The organism is Flavobacterium sharifuzzamanii, assembly GCF_003254585.1.
GTDB classification, from domain to species: Bacteria; Bacteroidota; Bacteroidia; order Flavobacteriales; family Flavobacteriaceae; genus Flavobacterium; species Flavobacterium sharifuzzamanii.
In genome coordinates, this window is the sequence record NZ_QJGZ01000042.1 from 120,132 (window position 1) to 144,542 (window position 24,411).

18 protein-coding genes are annotated in these 24,411 nt (G+C 35.0%); 8 read left to right on the forward strand and 10 right to left on the reverse strand.

Annotated elements, in window-relative coordinates:
* Positions 1 to 67: 67 nt before the first annotated feature.
* Positions 68 to 772 (reverse strand): Crp/Fnr family transcriptional regulator, encoded by a 705-nt coding sequence (locus DMA14_RS20265; protein ID WP_111426330.1) that lies wholly within the window; start codon positions 770 to 772, stop codon positions 68 to 70.
* Positions 773 to 948: 176 nt separating this feature from the next.
* Here DMA14_RS20265 and DMA14_RS20270 point away from each other — a divergent pair, with 176 nt between their 5' ends.
* The 3 genes from DMA14_RS20270 (at position 949) to DMA14_RS20280 (ending at position 6,980) form a co-directional block, all read left to right on the forward strand.
* Positions 949 to 4,464 (forward strand): nitrate reductase, encoded by a 3,516-nt coding sequence (locus DMA14_RS20270; protein WP_111426331.1) that lies wholly within the window; start codon positions 949 to 951, stop codon positions 4,462 to 4,464.
* Positions 4,465 to 4,756: 292 nt separating this feature from the next.
* Positions 4,757 to 6,187: a rubredoxin gene (locus DMA14_RS20275; protein WP_111426332.1), complete on the forward strand. Its 1,431-nt coding sequence runs from the start codon at positions 4,757 to 4,759 to the stop codon at positions 6,185 to 6,187.
* Between the two features lie 142 nt (positions 6,188 to 6,329).
* Positions 6,330 to 6,980 (forward strand): hypothetical protein, encoded by a 651-nt coding sequence (locus DMA14_RS20280; protein ID WP_111426333.1) that lies wholly within the window; start codon positions 6,330 to 6,332, stop codon positions 6,978 to 6,980.
* Positions 6,981 to 7,209: 229 nt separating this feature from the next.
* Here the strand turns inward: DMA14_RS20280 and moaA are convergent, their stop codons facing one another.
* The 9 genes from moaA to DMA14_RS20325 all read right to left on the reverse strand — a co-directional run bounded on the left by moaA (position 7,210) and on the right by DMA14_RS20325 (position 14,661).
* Positions 7,210 to 8,217: a GTP 3',8-cyclase MoaA gene (gene moaA, locus DMA14_RS20285; protein ID WP_111426334.1), complete on the reverse strand. Its 1,008-nt coding sequence runs from the start codon at positions 8,215 to 8,217 to the stop codon at positions 7,210 to 7,212.
* A complete protein-coding gene (gene moaCB / locus DMA14_RS20290; RefSeq protein WP_111426335.1) occupies positions 8,204 to 9,118 on the reverse strand; it encodes a bifunctional molybdenum cofactor biosynthesis protein MoaC/MoaB in 915 nt (304 codons plus the stop codon). The genes moaA and moaCB overlap by 14 nt, the downstream gene beginning before the upstream one ends.
* A gap of 9 nt (positions 9,119 to 9,127) precedes the next feature.
* Positions 9,128 to 9,559, reverse strand: coding sequence for a molybdenum cofactor biosynthesis protein MoaE (locus DMA14_RS20295; RefSeq protein WP_111426336.1), 432 nt, complete (start codon positions 9,557 to 9,559; stop codon positions 9,128 to 9,130).
* Positions 9,560 to 9,767: 208 nt separating this feature from the next.
* Entirely contained in the window at positions 9,768 to 10,835 is a 1,068-nt protein-coding gene (gene moeB, locus DMA14_RS20300) for a HesA/MoeB/ThiF family protein (protein ID WP_111426337.1), read from the reverse strand.
* Positions 10,836 to 10,845: 10 nt separating this feature from the next.
* Complete coding sequence (locus tag DMA14_RS20305) at positions 10,846 to 11,085, reverse strand: MoaD/ThiS family protein (protein WP_111426338.1); 240 nt, start codon at positions 11,083 to 11,085, stop codon at positions 10,846 to 10,848.
* Positions 11,086 to 11,087: 2 nt separating this feature from the next.
* Positions 11,088 to 11,876 (reverse strand): uroporphyrinogen-III C-methyltransferase, encoded by a 789-nt coding sequence (cobA, locus tag DMA14_RS20310; protein WP_111426339.1) that lies wholly within the window; start codon positions 11,874 to 11,876, stop codon positions 11,088 to 11,090.
* Between the two features lie 5 nt (positions 11,877 to 11,881).
* Complete coding sequence (locus DMA14_RS20315; RefSeq protein ID WP_111426340.1) at positions 11,882 to 12,454, reverse strand: molybdenum cofactor guanylyltransferase; 573 nt, start codon at positions 12,452 to 12,454, stop codon at positions 11,882 to 11,884.
* Between the two features lie 159 nt (positions 12,455 to 12,613).
* Complete coding sequence (locus DMA14_RS20320; RefSeq protein ID WP_111426341.1) at positions 12,614 to 13,360, reverse strand: sulfite exporter TauE/SafE family protein; 747 nt, start codon at positions 13,358 to 13,360, stop codon at positions 12,614 to 12,616.
* A 128-nt stretch (positions 13,361 to 13,488) separates the two neighbouring features.
* On the reverse strand, positions 13,489 to 14,661 hold the full coding sequence (locus DMA14_RS20325; protein WP_111426342.1) for a molybdopterin molybdotransferase MoeA: 1,173 nt from the start codon (positions 14,659 to 14,661) through the stop codon (positions 13,489 to 13,491).
* 931 nt (positions 14,662 to 15,592) lie between these two features.
* Between DMA14_RS20325 and DMA14_RS20330 the strand changes: the two genes are divergently transcribed.
* The 5 genes from DMA14_RS20330 (at position 15,593) to DMA14_RS20350 (ending at position 24,297) form a co-directional block, all read left to right on the forward strand.
* Positions 15,593 to 18,724: a SusC/RagA family TonB-linked outer membrane protein gene (locus tag DMA14_RS20330; RefSeq protein WP_111426343.1), complete on the forward strand. Its 3,132-nt coding sequence runs from the start codon at positions 15,593 to 15,595 to the stop codon at positions 18,722 to 18,724.
* A 16-nt stretch (positions 18,725 to 18,740) separates the two neighbouring features.
* Positions 18,741 to 20,213, forward strand: coding sequence for a RagB/SusD family nutrient uptake outer membrane protein (locus DMA14_RS20335; protein ID WP_111426344.1), 1,473 nt, complete (start codon positions 18,741 to 18,743; stop codon positions 20,211 to 20,213).
* Positions 20,214 to 20,407: 194 nt separating this feature from the next.
* Positions 20,408 to 22,324, forward strand: coding sequence for an arylsulfatase (locus tag DMA14_RS20340; protein ID WP_111426345.1), 1,917 nt, complete (start codon positions 20,408 to 20,410; stop codon positions 22,322 to 22,324).
* Positions 22,325 to 22,510: 186 nt separating this feature from the next.
* Positions 22,511 to 23,569: a sterol desaturase family protein gene (locus tag DMA14_RS20345; RefSeq protein ID WP_111426346.1), complete on the forward strand. Its 1,059-nt coding sequence runs from the start codon at positions 22,511 to 22,513 to the stop codon at positions 23,567 to 23,569.
* An 11-nt stretch (positions 23,570 to 23,580) separates the two neighbouring features.
* Positions 23,581 to 24,297 carry a thioredoxin domain-containing protein gene (locus tag DMA14_RS20350; protein WP_111426347.1) on the forward strand — a complete coding sequence of 239 codons (717 nt, stop codon included), beginning with the start codon at positions 23,581 to 23,583 and terminating at the stop codon, positions 24,295 to 24,297.
* Positions 24,298 to 24,411 lie beyond the last annotated feature (114 nt).

Genomic DNA, 24,411 nt, shown 5'->3' on the forward strand with positions numbered 1-24,411 from the left:
GAGACGCATGCGGTAAAGACGCACTGCAGTGCGTCTCTACAATAAGAAACCTTAGCATCTTAGAACCTTAAAAATACTTATGCTCCATAATTTCAGATCTCAATTCTGAAACTCCCAAAATCCCAACACGTTTCCCTTCCGTTTTAATCAATGCTTCTTTTTTAAGACTTGACAAAATACGTATTGCCTGTTCTTCTGTAGTTCCTGCAAAGTCGGCAATTTCCTTTCGCGAAAGCTCGATATCAATCAAACCATTTGTCTGTCCGAATTTGCGATGAATATAAAGCAACAAATCAATCACACGCTCGCGAACATTCATGTGTGCAATCTTGCGGATATTGTTTTCGCTCTTGTTCAATTCTTCGGCATAAAACAACATTAATGCGTAGGTAAATTCTGGAATATGCTGTAAAATTTCGACCATAGTTTCGTTGCTGAAATTACACAAAACTGTATCTTCAAGCGCATAAGCTCCAATTAAGTATTTTTTGCTTGTTCCAAATCCGCGGAAACCGATTATATCACCATTTTTGGTTAAGCGAACGATTTGTTCACGACCGTTAATTCCCGTTTTTACTGTTTTGGCTTTTCCTTTGCAAATAAAATAAAGTCCCTGCAAAGGCGCACCTTCCGTTATAAATCGATCAGATTTTTTACAAGCAATACTTCGTTTTTTAGAAACATAACCTGCCATCTGTTCTAAATGCAGATGTTTCTTGATAAAACAATTTTCATTGACGCAGGAATAACAAACGGTTTGCTCTTCTTTCATGAGTTCTAATTTTTAGCAGTTAAAAACTAATTTGTTGTTCCTCATTTATTTCCATCAAAAGTAAAAAAATAAATTTAAAAATTACGTATTAATACGTAAAAATACTTATTTTTGCATAAGTACTTTTGTAAAGTCAGACCATTCATAAGAAGTAGCATCTCTAAATAGAACACTAAATGCAAACTACGAAGATCAAAACTACCTGTTCCTACTGCGGCGTTGGCTGTGGCATAATCGTGACCAACGATGCTAAAAATGGTGTAATGGTCGAAGGCGATAAAGATCATCCTGTAAACAAAGGAATGCTGTGTTCTAAAGGAATGAACCTGCATTACGTAGTCAACGATACTTCCGATAGAATTTTATATCCTGAAATGCGAGGAAGCAAAAATTATCCTTTAGAACGCGTAAGCTGGGATACGGCTCTTGATCGCGCCGCTGCTGTTTTTTCTTCTATCATCAAAAAACATGGACCAGATAGCGTTGGATTTTATATTTCTGGACAATGTCTAACCGAGGAATATTACTTAGTCAATAAATTGGTAAAAGGTTTTCTTAAGACCAACAATATAGACACCAATTCAAGACTTTGCATGAGTTCCGCGGTTGTGGGTTACAAAAAAACTTTCGGAGAAGATTCTGTGCCAATTGCTTATGATGATATTGAATTAGCAGACACTTTTTTAATTACAGGCGCAAATCCGGCTTGGTGCCACCCTATTCTTTTCAGAAGATTAGAAAAACATAAAGAGAAAAACCCGAAGACGAAAATAATTTGTATTGATCCAAGACGAACAGATACTGCAGTTTTCGCCGATTTACATTTGCAGATTATTCCTGGTTCAGATATTATTTTGTATCATGCGATTGCAAGACGTATTATCGAAAAAGGTTACGTTGATCATGATTTCGTTAAAAATCACGCAGAAAATTTCAAACAATATAAAGACCTTGTTTTAGGAACTTCTCTTGAAAAAGCCTCTAAACTTTGCGGAATTTCTGTAAATGATATTAAACTTGCCGCTGATATTATCGGGAAAGCAAAAGGTTTTATTTCGCTTTGGGCAATGGGATTAAATCAAAGTGCTGTTGGCGTTGATAAAAATACAGCATTGCTGAATTTATCTTTACTGACTGGACAAGTTGGAAAACCAGGTTCTGGGCCATTTTCATTAACAGGTCAGCCGAACGCAATGGGCGGACGAGAAGTGGGCGGAATGGCAACACTTTTGGCCGCGCATAAAGATATTGCCAATCCCACACATCGAAAAGAAGTTGCTGATTTTTGGGGAGTCGATGAGATTTCAGATAAACCGGGTTTGACGGCAACAGAAATGTTTGAAGCTCTGGAATCTGGAAAAATGAAAGCCGTTTGGATTATCTGCACCAATCCGTTAGTGAGTTTACCCGATTCTAGAAGAGCTGAAAAAGCACTTCAAAATGCTAAATTCGTGGTTGTTCAAGATATTTCGCATAATGCAGATACAGCCAAATTTGCCGATTTATTATTGCCTGCTGCGGGTTGGTTAGAAAAAGAAGGAACAATGACCAATTCGGAGCGTCGTATTTCGTATCTGCCAAAAGGAATCAATGCGCCCGGAGAAGCACTTCCAGACATTGAAATCTTAATTCGCTTTGCAAAAAAAATGAATTTCAATGGCTTTAATTTTAACAGCGCAGAAGAAATTTATAAAGAACATTGTGCGCTTACCAAAAATACGAATATTGATATTTCATTCTTAAATTATAACCGCTTAAAAAACGAAGGCACTTTTCAGTGGCCGGTTCCTGATTATAATCATCCGGGAACTCCTAGATTATTTACAGATAAAAAATTCTATACGCCTTCTGGAAAAGCAATTTTTAATCTGCCTGTTTCTATCGAAAATACATCTGTTCAGCCAAATGACGAATTCCCTTTTATTTTAACCACAGGAAGAATTCGCGATCAATGGCATACGATGACAAAGACTGGAAAAGTCTCTCGTTTGTTAACACATATTCCAAGTCCAGTTTTAGAAATAAATCCGATTGATGCTTTTAAAAATGATATTAAAAATGGTGACATTGTCGTCGTTTCAAGCAAAAACGGAGAAGTTCGTGTAAAAGCAAAAGTCACCGATTCAATCAAAGAAAAAGTCGTTTTTCTACCAATGCATTGGGGAAAACAACTCGAAAATGACTTAAACCGAACAAATAATTTAACGAACACTGTTGTTGATCCAATTTCTAAAGAGCCCGATTTTAAGTTCACCACTGTTTCGATTAAAAAATACGTAAAACCATTTCAGAAAATTGCGATTGTTGGCGCTGGAGCAGCTTCTTTCCGATTCATTCAAAACTATCGCGAATTCAATTCAACTGATGAAATTATTGTTTTTTCTAATGAAATGAATCCGTTTTACAATCGTGTTTTGCTTCCCGAATATATGACGGGAGAATTTACTTGGGAACAGCTTTTAAAAGTTAAAGATGGAGAAGCTTTCAGTAAGTTGAAAATTACCATGAAAGCTGGAGTGGCAATTGAAAAATTAGATCCAAAACAAAAAACAATTATAGATAGTCAAGGCGAAATTCACACTTTCGATTCGTTGATTATGGCAACCGGAAGCCGTCCTTTCGTTCCTGAAAATGCACAGCTTCATCTTCCCGGCCGTTTTACCGTTAGAAGAAAAGAAGATGCAGACCGTTTGAAAAAACATTTAGACAGCACAAATCTTCCGCCAGAAGAACAACATGTTGTCATTATCGGCGGTGGATTATTAGGATTAGAATTGGCCGCGGCTTTAAAGCATAAAAAAGTAAAAACTACGATTATTCAGCGCGCTTCGCGTTTGATGGAGCGTCAGTTAGACCGAATTTCAAGCAAATTATTAGCCGAAGAAGTTCAGCTTCGTGATATTCAAATTTATTTTGATAATGAAGTCAGTACTGTTTTTGAAACTGATAATCCGAATGAAATTGAAATTGCTTTAAAAAGTGGAAAAATCATAACGGCAAATGCGATTGTATATACAATTGGAACTATTCCAAATATCGAAATTGCTCGCGAAAGCGGTTTAGCCTGCGGACGAGGCGTGAAAGTAAATCAGTATTTGCAGACTTCAAATCCAGATATTTTTGCGATTGGAGAAATAGCAGAATTCGATAATAAGCTATTCGGAATAACGTCTGCAGCTGAAGAACAAGCCGATATTCTAGCTAATTTCCTTGCAGGCGATATTAGCAGTTATTATAAAGGTTCGATTTTAATGAATATTCTAAAATTAGAAGACATCAACCTTTGCAGCATTGGAGATATTACGATTCCAGAAAATGATGACTCGTATGAAGAAATTGTTTTTACCGATTTGAAAAAACGCTATTACAAAAAGTGTATTGTAAAAGATGATCTTTTAGTCGGTGCGATTTTAATGGGAGACAAAAATGAGTTTGCCGAATTCAAAACGATGATCGAAAGCAAAATCGAATTGTCTGACAAACGAAATACGCTTTTGAGAGGAAGCTCAAATGCAAAACCGGTTTTAGGCAAATTAGTTTGTTCGTGCAGTCAGGTTGGAGCTGGAAACATCGAAGAAACCATTAAAAGTGGCGTAAATGATTTCACTGAATTATGCAAAAACACAGGAGCTGGTTTAGGATGTGGAAGTTGTAAAACAGAAGTTAAGGAGATATTAGCGAAATGTAAATAGTTTGGTTTCAGGTTTCAAGTTGCTTTACTTTGAACATAAATTTTAACGCAAAGAGCGCAAAGGTTTTTCGCAAAGTTTCGCAAAGTTTATTTTTTTAAGTAGACAAAGTTCACAAAGCTTTGAACAAAAATTTTAAGTATTGTTTTGTGAACTTTTTTCGATAGAAAATAATTTTGCACAGAATATAAACCTTCAAAACTTTGCGAAAAACCTTTGCGCTCTTTGCGTTTAAATCAACACAATCCAGAAACTTGAAACCTGAAACAAAGAAAACCTGAAACAAAAAGAAAAAATGGAACTAACAAGATTAATAGTAAAAGGAGGCGTTATTTCGCCAGGAGAATTACAGGAAGTTGTAAACATCGCTTTGGAAGAAGGTTTGGATTCGATTTCGTTTGGTTCTAGACAGGATATTATTTTTCCGAAAGGATTTAAATCTTTGGATAAAACCACTTTAGGAAAACATCATTTTGTTTATCCAGATCAAAAAAGCGGTAACAATATCGTTTCTTCTTATGTTTCGACTGATATTTTTAGAAATACCAACTGGCTTACAGGAAACCGTTTTTTATATATTTTGGAAGAGTTTAAAGAACAGCCAAAACTTAAAGTCAACATAACCGATCCGAAGCAGCAATTGGTTCCTTTGTTTACAGGACATTTGAATTTTATTGCTTCAGAACACGAAGATTATTGGTATTTATACATTCGTCTTCCAAAATGGGAAAAAATAGAAGTTTACCCTGTTTTGCTTTACAGCTGGGATTTGGCTAAAATTTATTACGAAATCGAAAAAATATCAGAAGAAGATTCAGTTGATATTGAAACACTTTTCGCTTTGGTAAGTGAAGCTTTAGATACTAATAATCGAACAATCGACAAACCATTAAATATTCCATTTTATCCATTTCCTTATTATGAAGGAATGAACCGAATGGGAATCGATCAATATTGGCTGGGATTGTATTGGAGAAATAATTTATACGATTTGGATTTCCTGAAAGAAATGTGTGATCTGTGTTTTGAATGCAAAATTGGAAAAATCTGTATTACACCTTGGAAATCTTTCATAATCAAAGGAATTCCGAAAGACCGAAAACTGGAATGGGAAAAGTTTTTAGGAAAACGCGGCATCAACGTTCGCCATTCTTTATTAGAATTAAACTGGCATTTACCAGTAGCAATGGAATGGGCACTAAGTCTAAAGACTTTTCTAGTTAGAACTTTAGATCAATTCGATATCAGCACTTACGGATTGAATTTCGGGATTTCAGAATACAATCGCGACGGGCATTATTTTACTTCGATTGTCATCGAAAAAAATGAACTTCCAGCAGCTTTAGAATCGATCAAAATCAGAGATACTTATAATGTATTGTTCGCCAAGAATTTCGACCCAAATACTCGCGAATATATCGTGCATTCACAAGATATTGATAAACTAGAGCTTCCGACAATTTTAATTGAGTTAAGCCGAAAATATTTCGATGAACTCGGAAATTCAACTTCAGAGACAACTGAAAATTCTCAGAAAAAAGAAAAACCGCAGTTAGACATTTATCAATGCCAGGAATGTTTAACGCTTTACAATTCGGAATATGGAGATGAAACCCAAGGAGTTCCAAAAGGCATTTTATTTGAAAATCTACCCGAAAATTATTGCTGTTCTCTTTGCGAAGCACCGAAAAGTAATTTTAGAATTTTGGAAACGGTTGAAAATTAATGAGTTCTAAAAAAGTGTCGTATTTTGTATTCAAAAATTGTGTATATTTAGCTTAACTAAGAATTTATCGTAAAGCTACATACTTCAAAAGCTTTAAAACCACTTGGTTAACATCTATTTATTCAATAAAAAAAATACAGTTATGATAAAAAGAACAACACAATCTTCTGCTGAAAAAGCTACCGATATTCCAGCAGAAACAGCTGTAGAAAGTACTACAGAAATACAACCAGAAACTAAAACAACAGTTAGAAGAACTACCAGAACAGCTGTGAAACCAGCAGCTGCTAAGACTTCAACAACGAAAACGACAGCTACAAAATCACCAGCTGCGAAAACAACAGCCACAAAAGCACCAACCGCTACTGTAAAACCTGCAGCGAAAACACCAGTAAGAGCTGCCTCCAAAGCGACTCCTAGTGCAACTGTAAAAAAAGTAGCGACAGCACCTGCAAAAAAAGAATCGATAGTTTCTGAAATTGTAGAAATTAAAACCAATGATGCTGCAGAAAACAAACCTGTTGTGACTGTTGAAAAAATTGGCAAAGAAAAAAACGATATAAAATCTAAGCTTAAAGCAAAACTTAAAGCCAAAAAAGAAAAAGAAAAGAAAAGAGAAAAAGCAATAAAAGCTGTTATTAAAAAATTAGAAAAAGCTAAAAAGGCAAAACTAAAAGCAGCTGAAAAGAAAAAAGAAAAGGCTAAAAAAGCGAAAGAAAAAGCTAAAGCTAAGAAAGTTGCCGACAAAAAAGCTAAAGCTCAGAAAAAGGCAAAAGCTAAAAAGAAAAAATAGGTTTGAGAAAGGTTTGACTTTAAGAAAAGTTAAACCTTTTTTTATTTTCATTAGCAATGTACATACAGTTTGTCATTCTGAGGAACGAAGAATCGCACTCGTAAATTGACAAAGATTGGAGAATTACTATGGCGAGCTTCTAGTGTGATTCTTCGTTCCTCACAATGACAAAGCTATGCAGTTAAGACGTCGACTTCACTAAGCCAGACAATTCACAATTCACAATTAATTACCCCCCAATCGCAATCATACTACGATTGTCAAAATGTTTTTTAGGATCGTCCATTTCATCCATCGTAACCATTCCTGCACGAACTTTCTTTTTATTTTGAATTGATTCTGAAATCAAATCAGTAATGGATTCTCCATTTCTAAAAGCAGTTAATAGATCAGTTTCTGAATTAGAAAAAAGGCAGTTTTTTATTTTTCCGTCAGCCGTCAAGCGGATTCTGTTGCAGCTATCACAAAACGGATTTGTGATGGAACTAATAATTCCGAAATCGCCTTGAAAGCCTTTTATTTTGTAATTTCTTGAAGTGAAGTTTTTTTCATCTTCCAGTTTTTGAATTGCTTCAGAATGAAATTTCGTTTCCAACAAAGATAAAATTTCTTGTTGAGAAACCATTTTGCTTCTGTCCCACTCGTTTCCTGCGAACGGCATGAATTCGATGAAACGAACAGAAATAGGCAGAAACTGTGTTAGTTTTACAAAATCAACAATTTCGTTATCATTGAAACCTTTCATCAAAACGACATTTACTTTTACCTGAAAATCATTATTCAAAAGCAAATGCAAATTATCAATTACTTTCTCAAACTGATTTCTAAGTGTTATCGTATGAAATTTAGATGAAACTAAGGTATCTAAACTCAAATTGATTTTTTTGACATTAAATTGCTTCAAAACCTCAATATGACGATCAATTAAAATTCCGTTTGTGGTAATGGAAAGTGAAATATCTAGCTGAGATAGTTTAGAAACTATTTCTGGGAAATCTTTTCTTAGCAAAGGTTCGCCGCCAGTTAATCTTATTTTGTCAACACCATTTTGTACGAAAGTCTGAGCGATAGCAAAAATCTCATCGCCCGTCATTAAACTGGCTTTTGGAGAAAGCGCAATTCCGTCAGCCGGCATGCAATACGTACAACGCAGATTGCATTTTTCCAGCAGCGAAATACGCAAATAATTATGTTTGCGCCCAAAGCCATCCGTCAAAATAGTATTAGAGGCTGTCATGATTTTTTCCTTTTAAAATATGAAAAACGTGCATTACGTGCGGAAAAACAGCATCCATCGATTCTCTTACACCGTTTGTTGAACCTGGCAAAGCCAAAACCAAACTTTTTCCTAAAGTTCCCGCTACGCTTCTAGAAAGCATTGCATACGGCATTCTTTGCTGACCGTAATTGCGAATGGCTTCTTCGATTCCAGGAATTCTGCTTTCTAATAATGGTTCTAAAGCTTCTGGTGTAACATCTCTCGGAGACAGTCCCGTTCCGCCTGTAAAAATTACCAGCTGATTATCTTTAGCGAAAGCTTTAGTTTTTTCCTGAATAATATCTAATTCGTCTGGAATGATTTCGTAATGAGAAGTTTCAACTCCGTACGAATCCAACTTTTCTACAATTGTTTTACCGGAGCGATCTTCTTTATCTCCTGCAAAAATGGAATCAGAACAAACGAAAACTGCTGCTTTAATTACATTCGGGAATTTATTTTTGAAAGACGATTTTCCGCCTTCTTTATTAATTAATTTGATTGTTGAAATCTCAATTTCTTTATCAATTGGTTTCAACATATCGTACATTGTTAACGCTACAATAGACGCGCCGTGCATAGCTTCAACCTCAACTCCTGTTTTATAAACTGTTTTTACTTTGAAAATAATATGGATTTCTAATCCTTCAATATTGTATTCAACCGAAGTAAATTCAATTGGAAGCGGATGACAATCTGGAATGGACAAATGCGTATTTTTTACCGCAAATAATCCAGCAGTTTTTGCCATTTCAAACACGTTTCCTTTTGGCACTAAATTATTGACAACAGCATCAATTGTTTCTTGTTTGCTGACTTTGACAATTGCCGTTGCTGTTGCGACTCTTAAAGTGCTTATTTTATGCGTAATATCTACCATTATAATTTCTTAGGTATTTTGTTTCCAAGTGAATGTATCGTTTTCAAACATTTCTTTACCAAAAATCGGAACGTCTGTCTTAATCCAGTTTACAATGGCTTCTGTCGCTTCATAAACCTGCTTGCGGCGTGTTGCGGAAACAAAAACAAACAGACAAATTTCGCCTGCTTTTACAACGCCTAAACTATGGTAAATGTGCATGCAAGTTAAATCGAATTTAGCAAAAGCTTTTTCTCGAATTGCGTACAAAGCTTCATTTGCCATGTCTTTATATGCCGAATAATCAATTGCTACAACGGTGTTGTCATGAATAATATCGGCACGGACTTGTCCTAAAAAAATATTATGCGCCCCAATCGTATGTTTAGATTGATGTTTGGCAATTGATTCTGCAATAAATTCTGGAGAAATCGGTCCTTCTACAAATACATTTTTACTCATTTTTTATTTTTTTTTAGCCACGAATTACACTAATTTTCACAAATTAAAATCTATTTTAAAAAAAGTTAATCTCAATATTGTCATTTCGACGAAGGAGAAATCTTCGCAAGGAACTCCTCTTAGTAATTCGCCAATCTTTGTCGAGCTACTTGTGAAGATTTCTCCTTCGTCGAAATGACAAACTAGACGAACATTTTAAAATCTATGACTATATTTTTATTTCTTGTAACAACTGTTTCATTGCCAAAGCGCCTCCAGCAATACTTTTTATATTTTTAAATCGATGCTTTTGAAGCAGTTCGACTGCAATTTTACTTCTAATTCCAGATTGGCAGAAAATGTAAATGGTTTGTTTTTTATCTAGATTTTCCAACTTACTTTCTAAATGCATTAACGGAATCTGGATTTGATTTTTTAAGCTGATTTTTGGCGATTCATCTGTATTTCGAACATCCAGAAAAAGAACCTCATTATTATCCATTTCATTCAAAACCGATTCAAAACTCACTTCTTCAACTTCACATTTATTGTATTTTTCTTCGAATGCTTCTCTGGTTATGGTTTGAATATTGCTTTTATCGAAATCATATTTTTGCTGTTCATTCTTTAGAATATTATAAACCAATATTTTTCCACTTAAAACCTCTCCAATTTCAAGAATCATTTTTAAAACCTCATTGGCCTGAAACATTCCGATAATTCCAACTGAAATGCCTAAAACTCCCGCTTCTTCACAATTTACTGCATTTAAATTTTCATCGGGATACAGGCATCTATATGTTGGTCCATTTTGATAATTTAAGACTGAAACTTGCCCTTGAAATCTAAAAATAGATCCATAAACCATTGGTTTATTAGTTGCTAAACAGGCATCGTTTATTAAATATTTGATTGCAATATTATCAGTTGCATCAACTATTATGTCATATTTTTCAAATAGCGAAATAGCATTTTTTCCTGATAATTTTTCAGAAATCGCTTTTACTTTCACTAAAGGATTCAATTCAGCAATCATCGCTTTTGCTTCTTTTGCTTTTGATTTTCCGATAGCATCAGTTTTGTAAATTACTTGTCTTTGAAGATTAGAAATTTCAATAACATCATGATCTACAATTCCGATTTCTCCTACTCCAGCTGCAGCAAGATAAGGCAAAATCGCAGTGCCCAAGCCTCCTGCACCAATTACTAAAACCTTTGATTTAGCTAATTTCTGCTGGCCTTCCTCTCCTATATCAGGAAGTATAATTTGTCTATTATATCGGGTCGATGAACTCATAAATTATTTTTTATCCTCCTGCAAACGGCGGTAATAATGCTACAATATCGCTAGTCTGCAAAGTGTAATCTGAAGTTTTTGAAACTATTTTTTGATTTACTGCAACGCTGAAAGTCAACGCTTCGAATTCATATTTTTCGTTTAAATCCTGCAACAGCTTTTGCAATGATAATTCTTCTGAAAAAGATAATTTTTCGAATTCACATTTCGTCTTTTCAGCGACAGCGCCAAAATACTTAACCTCAATCATTTTTATAAATTTAAATTTTGAAAAATAAATTCGTCATCAAAGTACTCTTGAAAATATGAAATCCAACTTGATGTGTTTCTAACGACTTCGCCAATAACGATAATTGCCGGCGATGATATATTTTTTTCAGCTACCAATTTAGTAATTGTATTGATAGTTCCGATTACCTTTTGTTCTGAATTTTTCGTTCCGTTTTGGATAATAGCAATTGGCAGATCATCATTTCTGTTTTCCTGATAGATTGAAATAATTTCATTCAATTTATGCATTCCCATTAAAATCACAACAGTCGCTGCCGATTTTGAAGCCAAATGAACATCTTTTGATAACTCATGAGATGAAGTTGTTCCTGTAATAACCCAGAAACTTTCAGCCACTTTGCGCTGTGTCAAACTGATTCCGACTGAAGCAGGAACTCCTAAAGCAGATGAAATTCCAGGGACAATCGCAGTTTCGATTCCAAAATCTTCTGCAAATTCGATTTCTTCACTTCCTCTTCCAAAAACAAACGGATCACCGCCTTTTAAACGAACCACATGTCCGTGAGTTTTTGCCATAGAAACAATTAAATCGTTAATTTGATCTTGTGTGTAAGCATGGCAGCCTAAACGTTTTCCAACAAAAACAACTTCTGCATTAGGTGCATATTCCAGTAATTCTTCATTTACTAAAGCATCGTACAAAACAACATCGGCACTTTTTAAAGCTTTAATTGCTTTTATAGTAATCAATTCAACGTCGCCTGGACCTGCGCCTACAATCGTCAATTTTGGTGTTTTAAAATTTTGCATAGTCTTTAAGTTAAATTGATATTCAGGTCGTTTAATTCGTCGGCCGAATTGATATTGGTCAAATGATAATTTTCACTTTCTTCTATATAGATAATCTGATGCGGCAGTTTGGCTAGCAGATCCATCATTTTTAATTCATCAGAATCAATTGCTTTTTTTATAACTGGAACAATATTTTTTGAATAAATTCCAATTAATGGATGAGTTTTACTTTCAGATGCAAAAACTGTAATTCCTGCTTCACTTGTATGTTTTGAAATTAATTCTTGTAATAATTCAGTTGAAATTAACGGAATATCACAGCTTAAAATCAGATTGAATTCGGTTTCAGAATTTGATAATGCGGTGTAAATTCCTCCTAGCGGACCTTTGTCTACTACTAAATCCTGTATTTTTTGATAGGGCAAATAATCGTATTCTTTTGATCCTGTAATGAGCTTAATTTGATCTGTTATTGGTAAAATGGCCTGAATGATATGTTCGATAAATGGTTTATCTTGAAACAAAACCAATCCTTTTTCTGACTGCATTCTGGTGCTTTTTCCTCCGCAAAGAATAAATACTGTTAGTGTTTCCATTTTCTTTTTGTTTCAGGTTTCAAGTTTCACGTTTTGCCAATCTTTGTCTCCAGCGGTTGAAACCGCTGGCTATATTTATATAGCTTCTTTTTCGTTTAATTTTCAAATATAGCCCAAGGTTTTAACCTCGCGGACGCAACGATAAGCATATTAGTCCTTTCAAGGAAAAATTAATTTAACGCTTGCCATTAAAATTACTGTTCCTAATACCATTTTTAATGTTTTGTTAGAAAAAGAGCCACTTCCGTAGAATCCTCCCAACATTCCTCCTACTACAGCAATTGGAACGAGATAGAAACTTTCCATCGGAATTGTTTTTCCTCCTAAAAAGAATCCTAGCATTCCGGCAAATGAATTCACAAAAATGAATAAACTCGAAATCGCTGCCGATTCTTTCACCGAAGCCCATCCTAAAAATAACAAGATTGGACTTAATATAATTCCACCACCAATTCCCAGCATTCCAGATAATAATCCGATGGCAAAACCAATTGCTAAAGCAAACGGAAGGTTTATTTTTACTTCTTCTTTTTCTTTAAAATTAAATACTCCAAACAATCTTAAGGCTGCAAAAACCAATACAATTCCTAAAACAATTTTATAAATCGCATTATCTAAAGTGATAAAACCCCCAATAAATGCTGCTGGTATCGATGCAATGGCAAACGGATAAAAGAGCTTTGGTTTGAAATAATTATTCTTATAATAAAACAAAAACGAAATACTCGAAACAAACAAATTCAATAACAGAGCCGATGGTTTCATTACCGAAACTGGAAAAGCAAAAATGCTCATCAAGGCTAAATAACCCGAAGCTCCGCCATGCCCAACGCTTGAATATAAAAATGCAATTACAATTAAGGCGAAACTGAATAATAGTATATTTTCGGAATTTAGGAGACTCATTTTTTGTTTAATCGTTTACTTGGTTAACTGTTTAATCGGTTAGCTATGTGTTTTTATTTATACAGCGCTTTTCGTTCTTTATCTAAAAATCTTTTTCTCTGATCTTTAATCTATCTGTCTAAAAAAAATTAATCAATTGGCAGGATTGTTACTGACGCTCCTTTTTTAATGTTTTCGGTATCATGCTGAACAATTACCAAACCATTTGCAATAGCAAAAGAATTTAGCATTGAAGAAGCCTGTCCTTCTAAAATTGTAACACTTGTTTCATTATATAATGCTTTTAAAAAAAGTGTTTTTCCTGTGTTATTGATAATGTCATTTTCTAATTTTCGAACAATTTTTGGCAAATGTGTATTCGAGAACCCCATTTTATTTTTGACTGCTGGATATACGTAAATATAAAAATTAGTCAGAGACGAAGCTGGGTTTCCAGGTAACGCGAATACCAAAGTGTCTTTTTTAGCACCAAAAAACATTGGCTTTCCAGGTTTCTGATTAATCTTATAAAAAAGCTCCTCTACTCCATTTTTCAATAATGCTTCTTTTACAAAATCATAATCTCCAACAGAAATTCCGCCAGAAATTAACACGATATCATTCTTTTTAAGGATGGATTGCAATGCTTTCTTAGTAGCTTTTAGATTATCCTTTACTGTATGAACTTTTATTTTATTAATTCCAATAGTCTGCAAAGCTGCTTGCAGCATTACAGAATTGCTTTCATAAATTTTTCCTTTTGAAAGTTTTTTACCTGGTTTTACTAATTCGTTTCCTGTAACTAAAATAGCCACCTTCGGCTTTCTATAAACTGTGATTTCCGTGATTCCTAAACAGGCCAAAAATCCAATTGCTGCAGGAGTTATTAATGTATTAGCATCAAAAACCACATCTTCTGCATTAATCTGCTCGCCTTTATTTCTAACATTTGCGAAAGGTTCTGGCATCTTTGCAATCAAAATTGAATCTCCATTTACCATTACATGTTCCTGCATTACTACAGTGTCTGCGTCATTAGGAACATACGCGCCGGTAAATATGCGAACAGCTTGGTTTTCTTTTAGTTTTATATTGGCATGATCTCCTGCCTGAGAAATTCCAACCACATCAAATTGATGTCTTCTTGAATGAGTGAAAGCGTAACCATCCATTGCCGATTGGCGAAAGGGAGGCATTGAAATTGGCGAGTAAATCGTTTCTGCTAAAATATATCCAAGTGCCTTTTGTACAGAAATTTTCTGAGTCGACAAAACTGAACTATTTGCTGCAACAATTTCTAAAGCTTCTTTTACTTCTATCATTTCTGCTAATTATAAAACTAAGTATAAATACTTACTACAAATATAAGTATTTATCATTAGGTTGATTAAAAAATTTTAATTTTCTTTTTATTTTCTATAAAATTACTCTAATTTATTCAAAATCAATTTCAAAATTCTCATTTAGATTTTACAAGTAAGTACAAAAGAGCTTCTTTTGACCCTTTTTAAGCTTTACATTTCATTTATTTTTTTTTAAAGGCTCGTTCTTTCGATTAAAAAACAAGTATAAAATACTACAATTTTACCCCGTCTTTAAAATTTATTTTAACATTTACATGAATATCAAATCCTCTGTAAAGCCTTTTAAAATAAGGGCTATACAGCAACTCTTCTTTTTACAATGCTTCTATATGCAGATATTTTTCAAAAAAAAGTCAGCAAACTTTTGGTTTTTATTATATAAAATTTAACTTTGTCTATAGGATTAGTAGAGTTTAAAATAATATTTCCAACTGTAAAAAACTATTATTGTGAAAACAACAGAAAGCATATCACGTTACATTCTTCCTAAAAAATACACTTATAGCACTATTTGTTATATGTGTTTCTGTTGTTAATAATCTACTTTTATTTTGTTTGCCTTTAGAACCTATATCGAAGCAAAACATAAAAAACATCACCAAAAATATTTACTGAATTTTAACCAAGAAATCTTTCCGATGCATTCAAATGTGTTGGACCAGATTCTTGAAACCATATCTATTATTCAACAAATTAAATAACTAACAACTAAAATGACTAAAATGAAAACAATGCAAAGCTGTTGCTGTAAATAAAAAAAGCCATTTCTGCGGCAACAGAAATGGCAAGGCTTAAAGAACATTTATCACTAAATCAAGAACACCTTTTAGAGTGCTGTATAAACAGTGCTTAGGGCGTCTTGTTAATTACTTAAAACCAACACAAAGAAATGAAAAAAAAGTTAAACATACACATACTGCTGTTTCTACTCTTCATTACAGCAGGAATACAAGCCCAGAATACCACCCCGCTCATTCAATCAAAACTAGACGGAACTGTTGTTGATGATATTACAAATCAGCCCATTATAGGCGCTTCTGTAACCATTAAAGGAACAACTCACGGTGTTGTGACAGATGCAGAAGGAAAATTTTATTTTCAGACTGGACAGAAATTCCCTTATACTTTGATTGTAAACTACATCGGATATAAAAAATTGGAAGTAATTGTTGAGAAGAATCCAGTCATTATTAATCTTAAAGAAGAACGCCAAGAACTAGACGAATTGGTTGTTGTAGGTTACGGAACTCAAAAAAGAAAAGACATTACAGGTTCTGTAGCTTCTGTTCCAAAAGCCAATTTATCTCAGGTAACTTCATCGGCAGATAATCTTTTAAGAGGTGCTGTAGCAGGAGTTGTAGTTACACAAAGTTCTGGACGTCCAGGAGCTTCTTCTAGTGTTCGCATTCGCGGAGGAAACTCTATTACTGCTGGTAACGAACCGCTTTATGTTGTTGACGGAATTTTAATTTACAATGATAATAGCAATAGTGGTGCTGGAGTAACTTACGCTGGAGCAAGTGTAAACGTTCTATCTACTATAAATCCAGCAGATATAGAATCAATAGAGGTGCTAAAAGACGCTTCGGCGACAGCAATTTATGGTTCGCGTGGTGCAAATGGAGTTGTAATTATTACCACTAAAAAAGGAACGAAAGGACAGGATAACATTTCGTACCAAGGCTATTTCGGATTTCAGAATATTTCAAAAAAACTGAGATTAATGAATGCAAGCGAATGGGCAAGTTTAAGAAACGACGTTCAGGCAAGTATTGGCCAAGCTCCTTCTTTTTCTCCTGAGCAGATTGAAAGTTTGAAAACTTCTGGAAATTATGATTGGCAATCGGCAGCCTTTGTAACTGCGGCACCAGTTCAAAACCATAATTTATCTTTTTCGGGCGGAGACGAAAAATCAAGATATGCAGTTTCTGCGGGATATTTTGATCAGGACGGAATTGTTTTGGGATCTGATTTTAAACGTATTTCGCTTCGAGCAAACTATGAACGAAATTATTCGCAGAAATTTAAATTTGGGGTAAATGCCAATTATACCAATTCGATTGCAAATGGTGTCGGTACCAATGGAGGCGCCGGAGCTGGAAGGAATCCAAATCCATTGGTTAGTGTGGTTTTGACAGCTCCTGTTGTTCCTATAAAAAATGCAGACGGGAGTTATAATGTAACCAACAATCCTTATGCAACTTCTATAAATGGCTATGTCCCAAATCCTATTAACGATTTGGATAATACAACCAACGAAACCAAATTAAATAGAATTCTGACCAGTTTATTTGGCGAATATAAATTCAATAAAGAATTAACTGCAAAAGTCGCTGTAAGCGGTGATGTTTTGAATACGAAACAAAATTACTACGCGCCTTCAAACACCACTACTGGCGCAGGAACAAAAGGTTTGGCATCTATTGGAGAAAGATTGGTAAGCTCTGTTCTAAATGAAAATACGCTGAATTACAATACTCATTTTGGCGAAAATCATAAGTTTTCTGCTTTGGGTGGTTACACGCTTCAATATACAAAAGGCGAAGTTGTGAATGCTGGTGCTCAGACTTTCGTTAATGATGCCAATACTTACAATGCGCTTCAAGATGGTGTGGCAGTAAAACCATATAGCGAAGCTTATGAAAGTGTTTTAAAATCTTGGTTGGCAAGGGTTAATTATTCTTATAAAGGAAAATACAACTTTACGCTTTCGGGGCGTGCAGACGGTTCTTCAAGATTTGGTTCAGAATCACGTTGGGGTTATTTCCCTTCAGCTGGATTTTCTTGGAATATTACTGATGAAGAATTTGCCAACAACATTAAAGGTGTGACAGAAGCTAAATTGAGAATTACAGCGGGAACCACAGGAAATCAAGAAATTGGAAACTATCTTCCGTTAGCTTCAATGGGCTCTGTAAATTATTCCTTCGGAGGAACTTTGTACACAGGTCTTGCTCCTACCCGATTGGCAAATCCTGATTTGAAATGGGAAAAAACCAATCAGTATAACGTTGGATTGGATTTATCATTATTAGACCGAAAAATCAATTTTGTTTTTGATGTGTATTATAAGAAAACAAAAGACTTGTTGATTAATGTTCCAGTACCGTTGAGTTCAGGTTATGCAACAGTTCTTCAGAACATTGGAGGAGTTGAAAATAAAGGTTTTGAAGTTGGTTTAACAACTGAAAACATTAAAACAGAAAACTTCGCGTGGAACTCGAACATCGTATTTTCTTTAAATAGAAATAAAGTTACCGAAATCGGAAATGGTGTAAACGAATTTTTTCCTGTAGTTCCAAATGGTTCTTTATTACAGCAGCAGCCAGTTATTGTAAAAGTAGGTTTGCCTTTGGGAACTTTCTGGGGGTACAAAACCAACGGAATTTTCCAGACTCAGGAAGAAGTTAATACACAGCCAAAAATCAACAGTTTGGCAAATACCAAAGTCGGAGATAGAAAATATGTCGACACAAACGGAGATGGTATAATTACAGCTCTTGATAAAGGAAATCTAGGCACTTCTCAGCCAAAATTTGTTGGAAGTTTCAGCAACACCGTTTCGTACAATGATTTTGATTTGAATTTCTCTTTTCAGGGAGCATACGGAGGAAAAATCTTCAATGCTTTAAATCAGCAGTTAGAAATTTCTACCCTTGGAACTAATGCTGCTGCGACTTTAAATGATCGCTGGACACCAACGAACCCAAGTAATGAAATTCCTAGAGCTTCTAGTTCTCCGCTAGGAATTGTTTCTGAACGCTATGTTGAAGATGCTTCTTTCTTACGATTAAAACTAATCACGTTAGGATACACTTTACCTAAAAGCGTTTCTAAAAAACTGGGAACAAAAAGCGTAAAAGTTTATGTCTCAGCAGAAAACTTAATTACATGGACGAAATATACTGGCTATGATCCAGAGGTAAGTTCATACGAACAAAACAATTTATATCCGGGAATTGATTTTGGCTCTTATCCAAACTCCAAAACATTCATCTCGGGCTTGAACGTAACTTTCTAAGTAAAAAGATATTAAAATGAAAAAGATAATTATAACATTCCTTTTAAGTGCCGGTCTATTCATATCGTGTGCTGATCTTGAGGTAACGCCTACCTCGTTTGTAACCGAAGACAATTATTTTATCACTCAAGATGATGCTACAGCAAGTGTAACTGCGGTTTACGCTTCTTTAAGCCTTGATCCAGGTGAGCAGAGCTTGTTTGGAAGAAACCTTTATTTCTTAACCGATATGGCTTCAGATTATGCGGCTGCGGGAGTTTCAGCAACCAATCCGCAAGTTAGAGCATTAAGCAGTTTAACGCATGATGCAACTTCAGATCGTGTTCAAGTGGCGTGGAGACAAATTTATAACGGAATCAATAGAGCCAATGTTTCTATTGATAATATTCCGAAAGTTTCTGGTTCAGAATTAATTAAAACCAGATTGATCAATGAAGCCAAATTTATTAGAGGGCTATTGTATTTTCAGGCAGTTCGCCTTTGGGGCGGAGTTCCGATTGTTTTGCATGAAGCGACTTCTATCAATTTAGGAGATTTAAAAACCAATCGTTCTACCGTTGATGAAGTTTACAATCAAATCATTAAAGATTTAACAGACGCTGAAGCTCTTCCAAAAACGTATACAGCGGCAGATGCTGGGCGCGCTACATCAGGAGCTGCAAAAGCGATTTTAGCAAAAGTGTACCTAACTAGAAAAGACTGGCCAAATGCGATTGCTAAATCTAGAGAAGTAATCGATGGCGGTTACGGATACGCTTTGTTTGAAGATTTCCAAGATATTTTTACTAAAACCAAAAAGAACGGTAAAGAGCATATTTTCTCGGTTCAATTTGAGCCAAATCAAGCAGGAAACGGTTCTAGCGGAAGCACTTTTCAAGCAACCTCTTTCACTGGTTTTACAGCAACAGAACCAGCAGATATTATCTCAGACGTTGCTTTATTCTATGACATTTATGCGCCTGGCGACAAAAGAAGAGATGTAAGTTATGCCAAACAATTGCTTAACCCAGCAACAGGAACGCTATATACTTTCCCGAAACCAATCTTCAAAAAATACTTGGATTTATCCAATTTGGCTACTCCAGGAAACGTAGCGATCAACTTTCCTGTTATTCGTTATGCTGACATTCTTTTGTCTTTAGCGGAAGCGATAAATGAACAAGGCGGACCAACTGCTGAAGCATACGAATTAATCAATCAAGTTCGCAGAAGAGCTTTCGGAAAAGCTATTACTACTCCAGACGCAACCGTTGATTTAGTCGGATTAAATCAGACCACTTTTAGAGCAGCAATTCAAGAAGAGCGTAAAAAGGAATTTGTTCAGGAAGGACAAAGATGGTACGATTTGGTAAGATGGGGAACATTGGTTACCGAAGTGAAAAAAGTAACAGCTAAAAACTCAGTTTCAGAAAGAAATAATCTTTATCCGATTCCGCAAAGCGAAAGAAATATCAATCCTGATGGATTGCCTCAGAATCCTGGATATTAAAAAATTTAAACACATAGAGACATAGATTTCAAATTATAAAGAAAGAATGCAAAAAAGAAACTCGTTTCTCCACACATAGTTGCTATGTGAATTGAAAGAAGTGAAACGCCTTCTATCGGCTCTAAAACTATGATTCTATGTATTGGAAAATAAGAACCATTATTTAAAACCATATAACTAAAAAACTATAAAAAATGAAAAATTTAAAAAATAGCATTTCAATCAAAGGCTCTAAGAAAGGGCTTTTGATTACTGCTGTCCTAATTGCACAATTGGGATTTGCACAGGACAAACAAGAATTTAAGGGTTCAATTGGGAAAACATTGGCTGATTCGAAAGAATATTGGCCAGATCCAGTAACTGCACCAAAAGGTGCTCCAAATATTGTTTGGATTCTTTTGGACGATGTTGGATTTGGAGCTTCAAGCGCTTTTGGAGGTTTAATCAATACGCCAACTTTTGATAATCTAGCAAATAATGGTTTGCGTTATACCAACTTTCACACAACAGCAATTTGTGCTCCTACTCGTGCCGCATTATTGACAGGAAGAAATTCTGGAAGAGTTCACGTAAGCGGATTTTCTCACACAATTCTATCAGCTGGTTTCCCAGGTTGGGATGGAAGAATTCCTTCTGATAAAGGAACCATTGCAGAAATTTTACGTGACAACGGTTACAACACTTTTGCAGTTGGAAAATATGGTGTTACACCAGATGAAGACGCTACAGATGCAGGTCCGTTTGACAGATGGCCGACTGGAAAAGGTTTCGATCATTTCTACGGATTCTTAGGTTCTCAAACCGATCAATACAATCCTGATTTGGTAGAAGATCAAGTTCACATTAAGCCTGACGGACGCCATTTAAACGAACTGATTACAGACAAAGCCATCAGCTACATTCAAAAACAGCAAAAAGCAGCACCGGGAAAACCGTTCTTCTTGTACTATGCGCCAGGAGCGGTTCACGCACCTCATCAGGTTGCCGAAAAATGGGTTGAACCGTACAAAGGAAAATTTGACGAAGGTTGGGATGTTTACCGCGAAAAAGTATTGGCAAACCAAAAGAAATTAGGAATATTTCCTCAAAATGCAGGACTGCCAGATCGTAACGCTTTAATTACAGAATGGAAAAAATTAACTCCAGACCAAAAGAAAGTATACGCCAGATTCATGGAAGTTTACGCTGGATTCTTAACCTATACAGATTATGAAATTGGACGAGTTGTGGATTATTTAAAACAAAGCGGACAATTGGATAACACTTTAATCTTTGTTGCTATTGGTGATAATGGAGCCAGTAAAGAAGGAACACTGCAAGGAACCATCAACCAAAGTTTATTTGCTCAAGGAAAAACAGATGAAGAAAACTTCCAAAGCAATTTGAATAATATTGGAGAAATCGGAACAGCAAAAGGTCTAAATACCAATTATCCTTTGGGATGGGCACAAGCAACGAATGCTCCTTTCAAAAACTGGAAACAAGATGCACATTCAGAAGGTGGAACTCGTAATCCGTTGATTGTTTTTTATCCAAACGGAATTAAAGATAAAGGCGGAATCAGAAATCAATATAGTCACGTAACCGATTTACTTCCTACAACTTTGGCTATTGCAGGAATTAAAGCTCCAGAATATATCAAAGGAATTAAACAAGACATTATTCAAGGTTCTTCATTCCAAGCTTCTTTAGATAATCCGAAAGCAGAATCATTGCACAAAGTTCAGTATTACTACATCTTCGGAAATAGAGCCATTTATAAAGACGGATGGAAAGCTTCGGCTGCGCATTTACCAGATTCTTTTGCAGTAAAAAAATCTTTGGGAAGCAACGAAAAACCTGCTCCGAGTAACTTCGACACAGATGTTTGGGAATTGTATAACCTAAACGAAGATTTCAACGAACGTAATAATCTGGCAAAAAAATATCCTGAAAAACTGGCTGAACTTCAAAAATTATTCGATGAACAAGCCAAAGAAAACAATCTATATCCTTTGATTGACTGGCAGGATGTTTACAACAGAAGAATCCACAACACGGGCGTTGATAAAGGAAAAACAGTTTCTGATTTAATCAAACAAGCCACTAAACCTGGAGGAACCAATAACTAATAAATAACTATATAACCTGCAAGGTTTTCAAATTCTTGCAGGTTTGACTATAAAAAAATTATGAAACGAGTAGATTATGAAATTATAGGAAAAAAGATTGTCGTGGGGATAATCTTGTTTTTAGTTCCACTAGCTATTCTAGCTGGCGGATTAGCAGTAGTAAATCAATTTTTAAAGTAAGAAATCATGGCAATAGTTCAAAAAGAAAAATTAACGAGAGACTTAACAATAAGTTTCTTCATTTATTCATTGCCGGTAGTGGCAATTTACCTTTATTTTAAATTAACAGGCGGAGCTATAAATGAATCGCATATTACACTGCCTTCATTTTTAGAATTTGCACAACCTGTTTTTGCTAACATCAGAACTTGGGGATTAACGGTATTTATGATCGTTTTAGGAATTATAGAATTTGCCGCTGGTTTGTATGATGACGAATGGACTGGCGAAGAACGTAAAATAGATATTGTTTGTTTCTTAGCTCCAAAATTGCTTTTACCTCCTGTAATTGCTTTTTTCAGTTTAACAGCTTTGCCTTATTTATTGCCAAATTTGGCTAATTCATTGTCATGGGTTCCATTTTGGGGAGGCTTTTTCTTAATCGCCATTGCTGATGATTTAACACAGTATTGGTATCATAGATTGCATCATCAAGTTCCGTTTTTATGGCGTTTTCATAGAACACATCACTCTGCTCCATATATGGGAATGGCGATGGCTTCTAGACAGAACTTTATTTATACTGTTTTCTTCTCTCAAATTTACTTGACAGCAACTTTAACGTATTTAGGTTTAGGACTTCCTGCTTTATTTGTTTTAGTAATCAAAAGTTTCATCACTTTGGGAGCGCACTCAAGCATTCCGTGGGATAAACCTTTTTACAAATACAAAGTATTGCATCCAATTGCATGGATTTTAGAAAGACTGATTTCTACTCCTGCAACACATCAAGCGCATCATGCAGACACAAGCGGAGATGGCGTTGGTCACTTTAAAGGAAACTTTGGAAATATGTTTTTTATCTGGGATATCATTTTCGGAACCGGACTAATAACACGTAAATATCCAAAAACATTCGGAACAAAATCGTACAAGCAAGAAGAATGGTACGCTCAGTTTCTTTGGCCAATTTTTAAATCTAAAAAAGAAGGAAGCTCTCTTGCTGAAGGAGTACTATCATTTCCATTAAAACCTAAAACGGTTCCTGTTGAAGAAACTCCTGCTCCAGTATTGGAACAAGTATAATACTTCTAGATATGAAAAATCAAATCTTAAAAAACAGTATAACAGCAATTGCCTTTTTATGGGCAGTTGCTGCTTTTTCGCAAAATGAAATCCATAGCTCATTGTCGCTAGATTCATTTTATTCGAAAATAAAAAGTCAAAAAAATCCGCAGATTGTTGACGCGCGAACTCCTGAAGAATTTGCTTTGAATCATATTGAAGGCGCTGTAAACTTTAATCTTCAATCTGAAAATTATGCGCAAGCTGTTGCTAAACTAGACAAATCTAAACCCGTTTTTATTTATTCTATCGGAGCTGGCCGAAGTGTGGCCTTAGAAAAAGAATTATTAAAAAATGGTTTCTCAGAAGCTTATAGTTTAGAAGGCGGAATTGCAAATTGGATTGGAAACGGAAAACCTTTTTATTCTAATCTAAAAAGTAAATTGTCTTTGGCAGAATTCAATAAAATCATTGCTGATAATAAAACAGTTTTAATTGATATCGGCTCCAAATATTGCGGAGCTTGTAAAAAAGTAAAACCTGTTTTAGAAACCATAAGATCTGAATACGCTTCGAATTTAAAAATCGTAGAAATTGAGTTGGAAGATAGTCCGCAAGTTATTGCCGATTTAAAAACAGTGAAAGTTTTCCCGACTTTGATTTTATATCAAAACGGAAAAATTGTTTTTAAGAAAGAAGGTATCAACGATTTGAAAAGTGAAGTTGATGTTGCGTTGGCTTCTAAGTAATCACAATCTTTTACAGAGTTTCAACGCAAAGTATGTCATCCTGAGGAATGAAGGATCACACTAGTAATTCCCTAATCAGAGTCGACAATCTTTGTAGAGTTACGTGTGTGATCC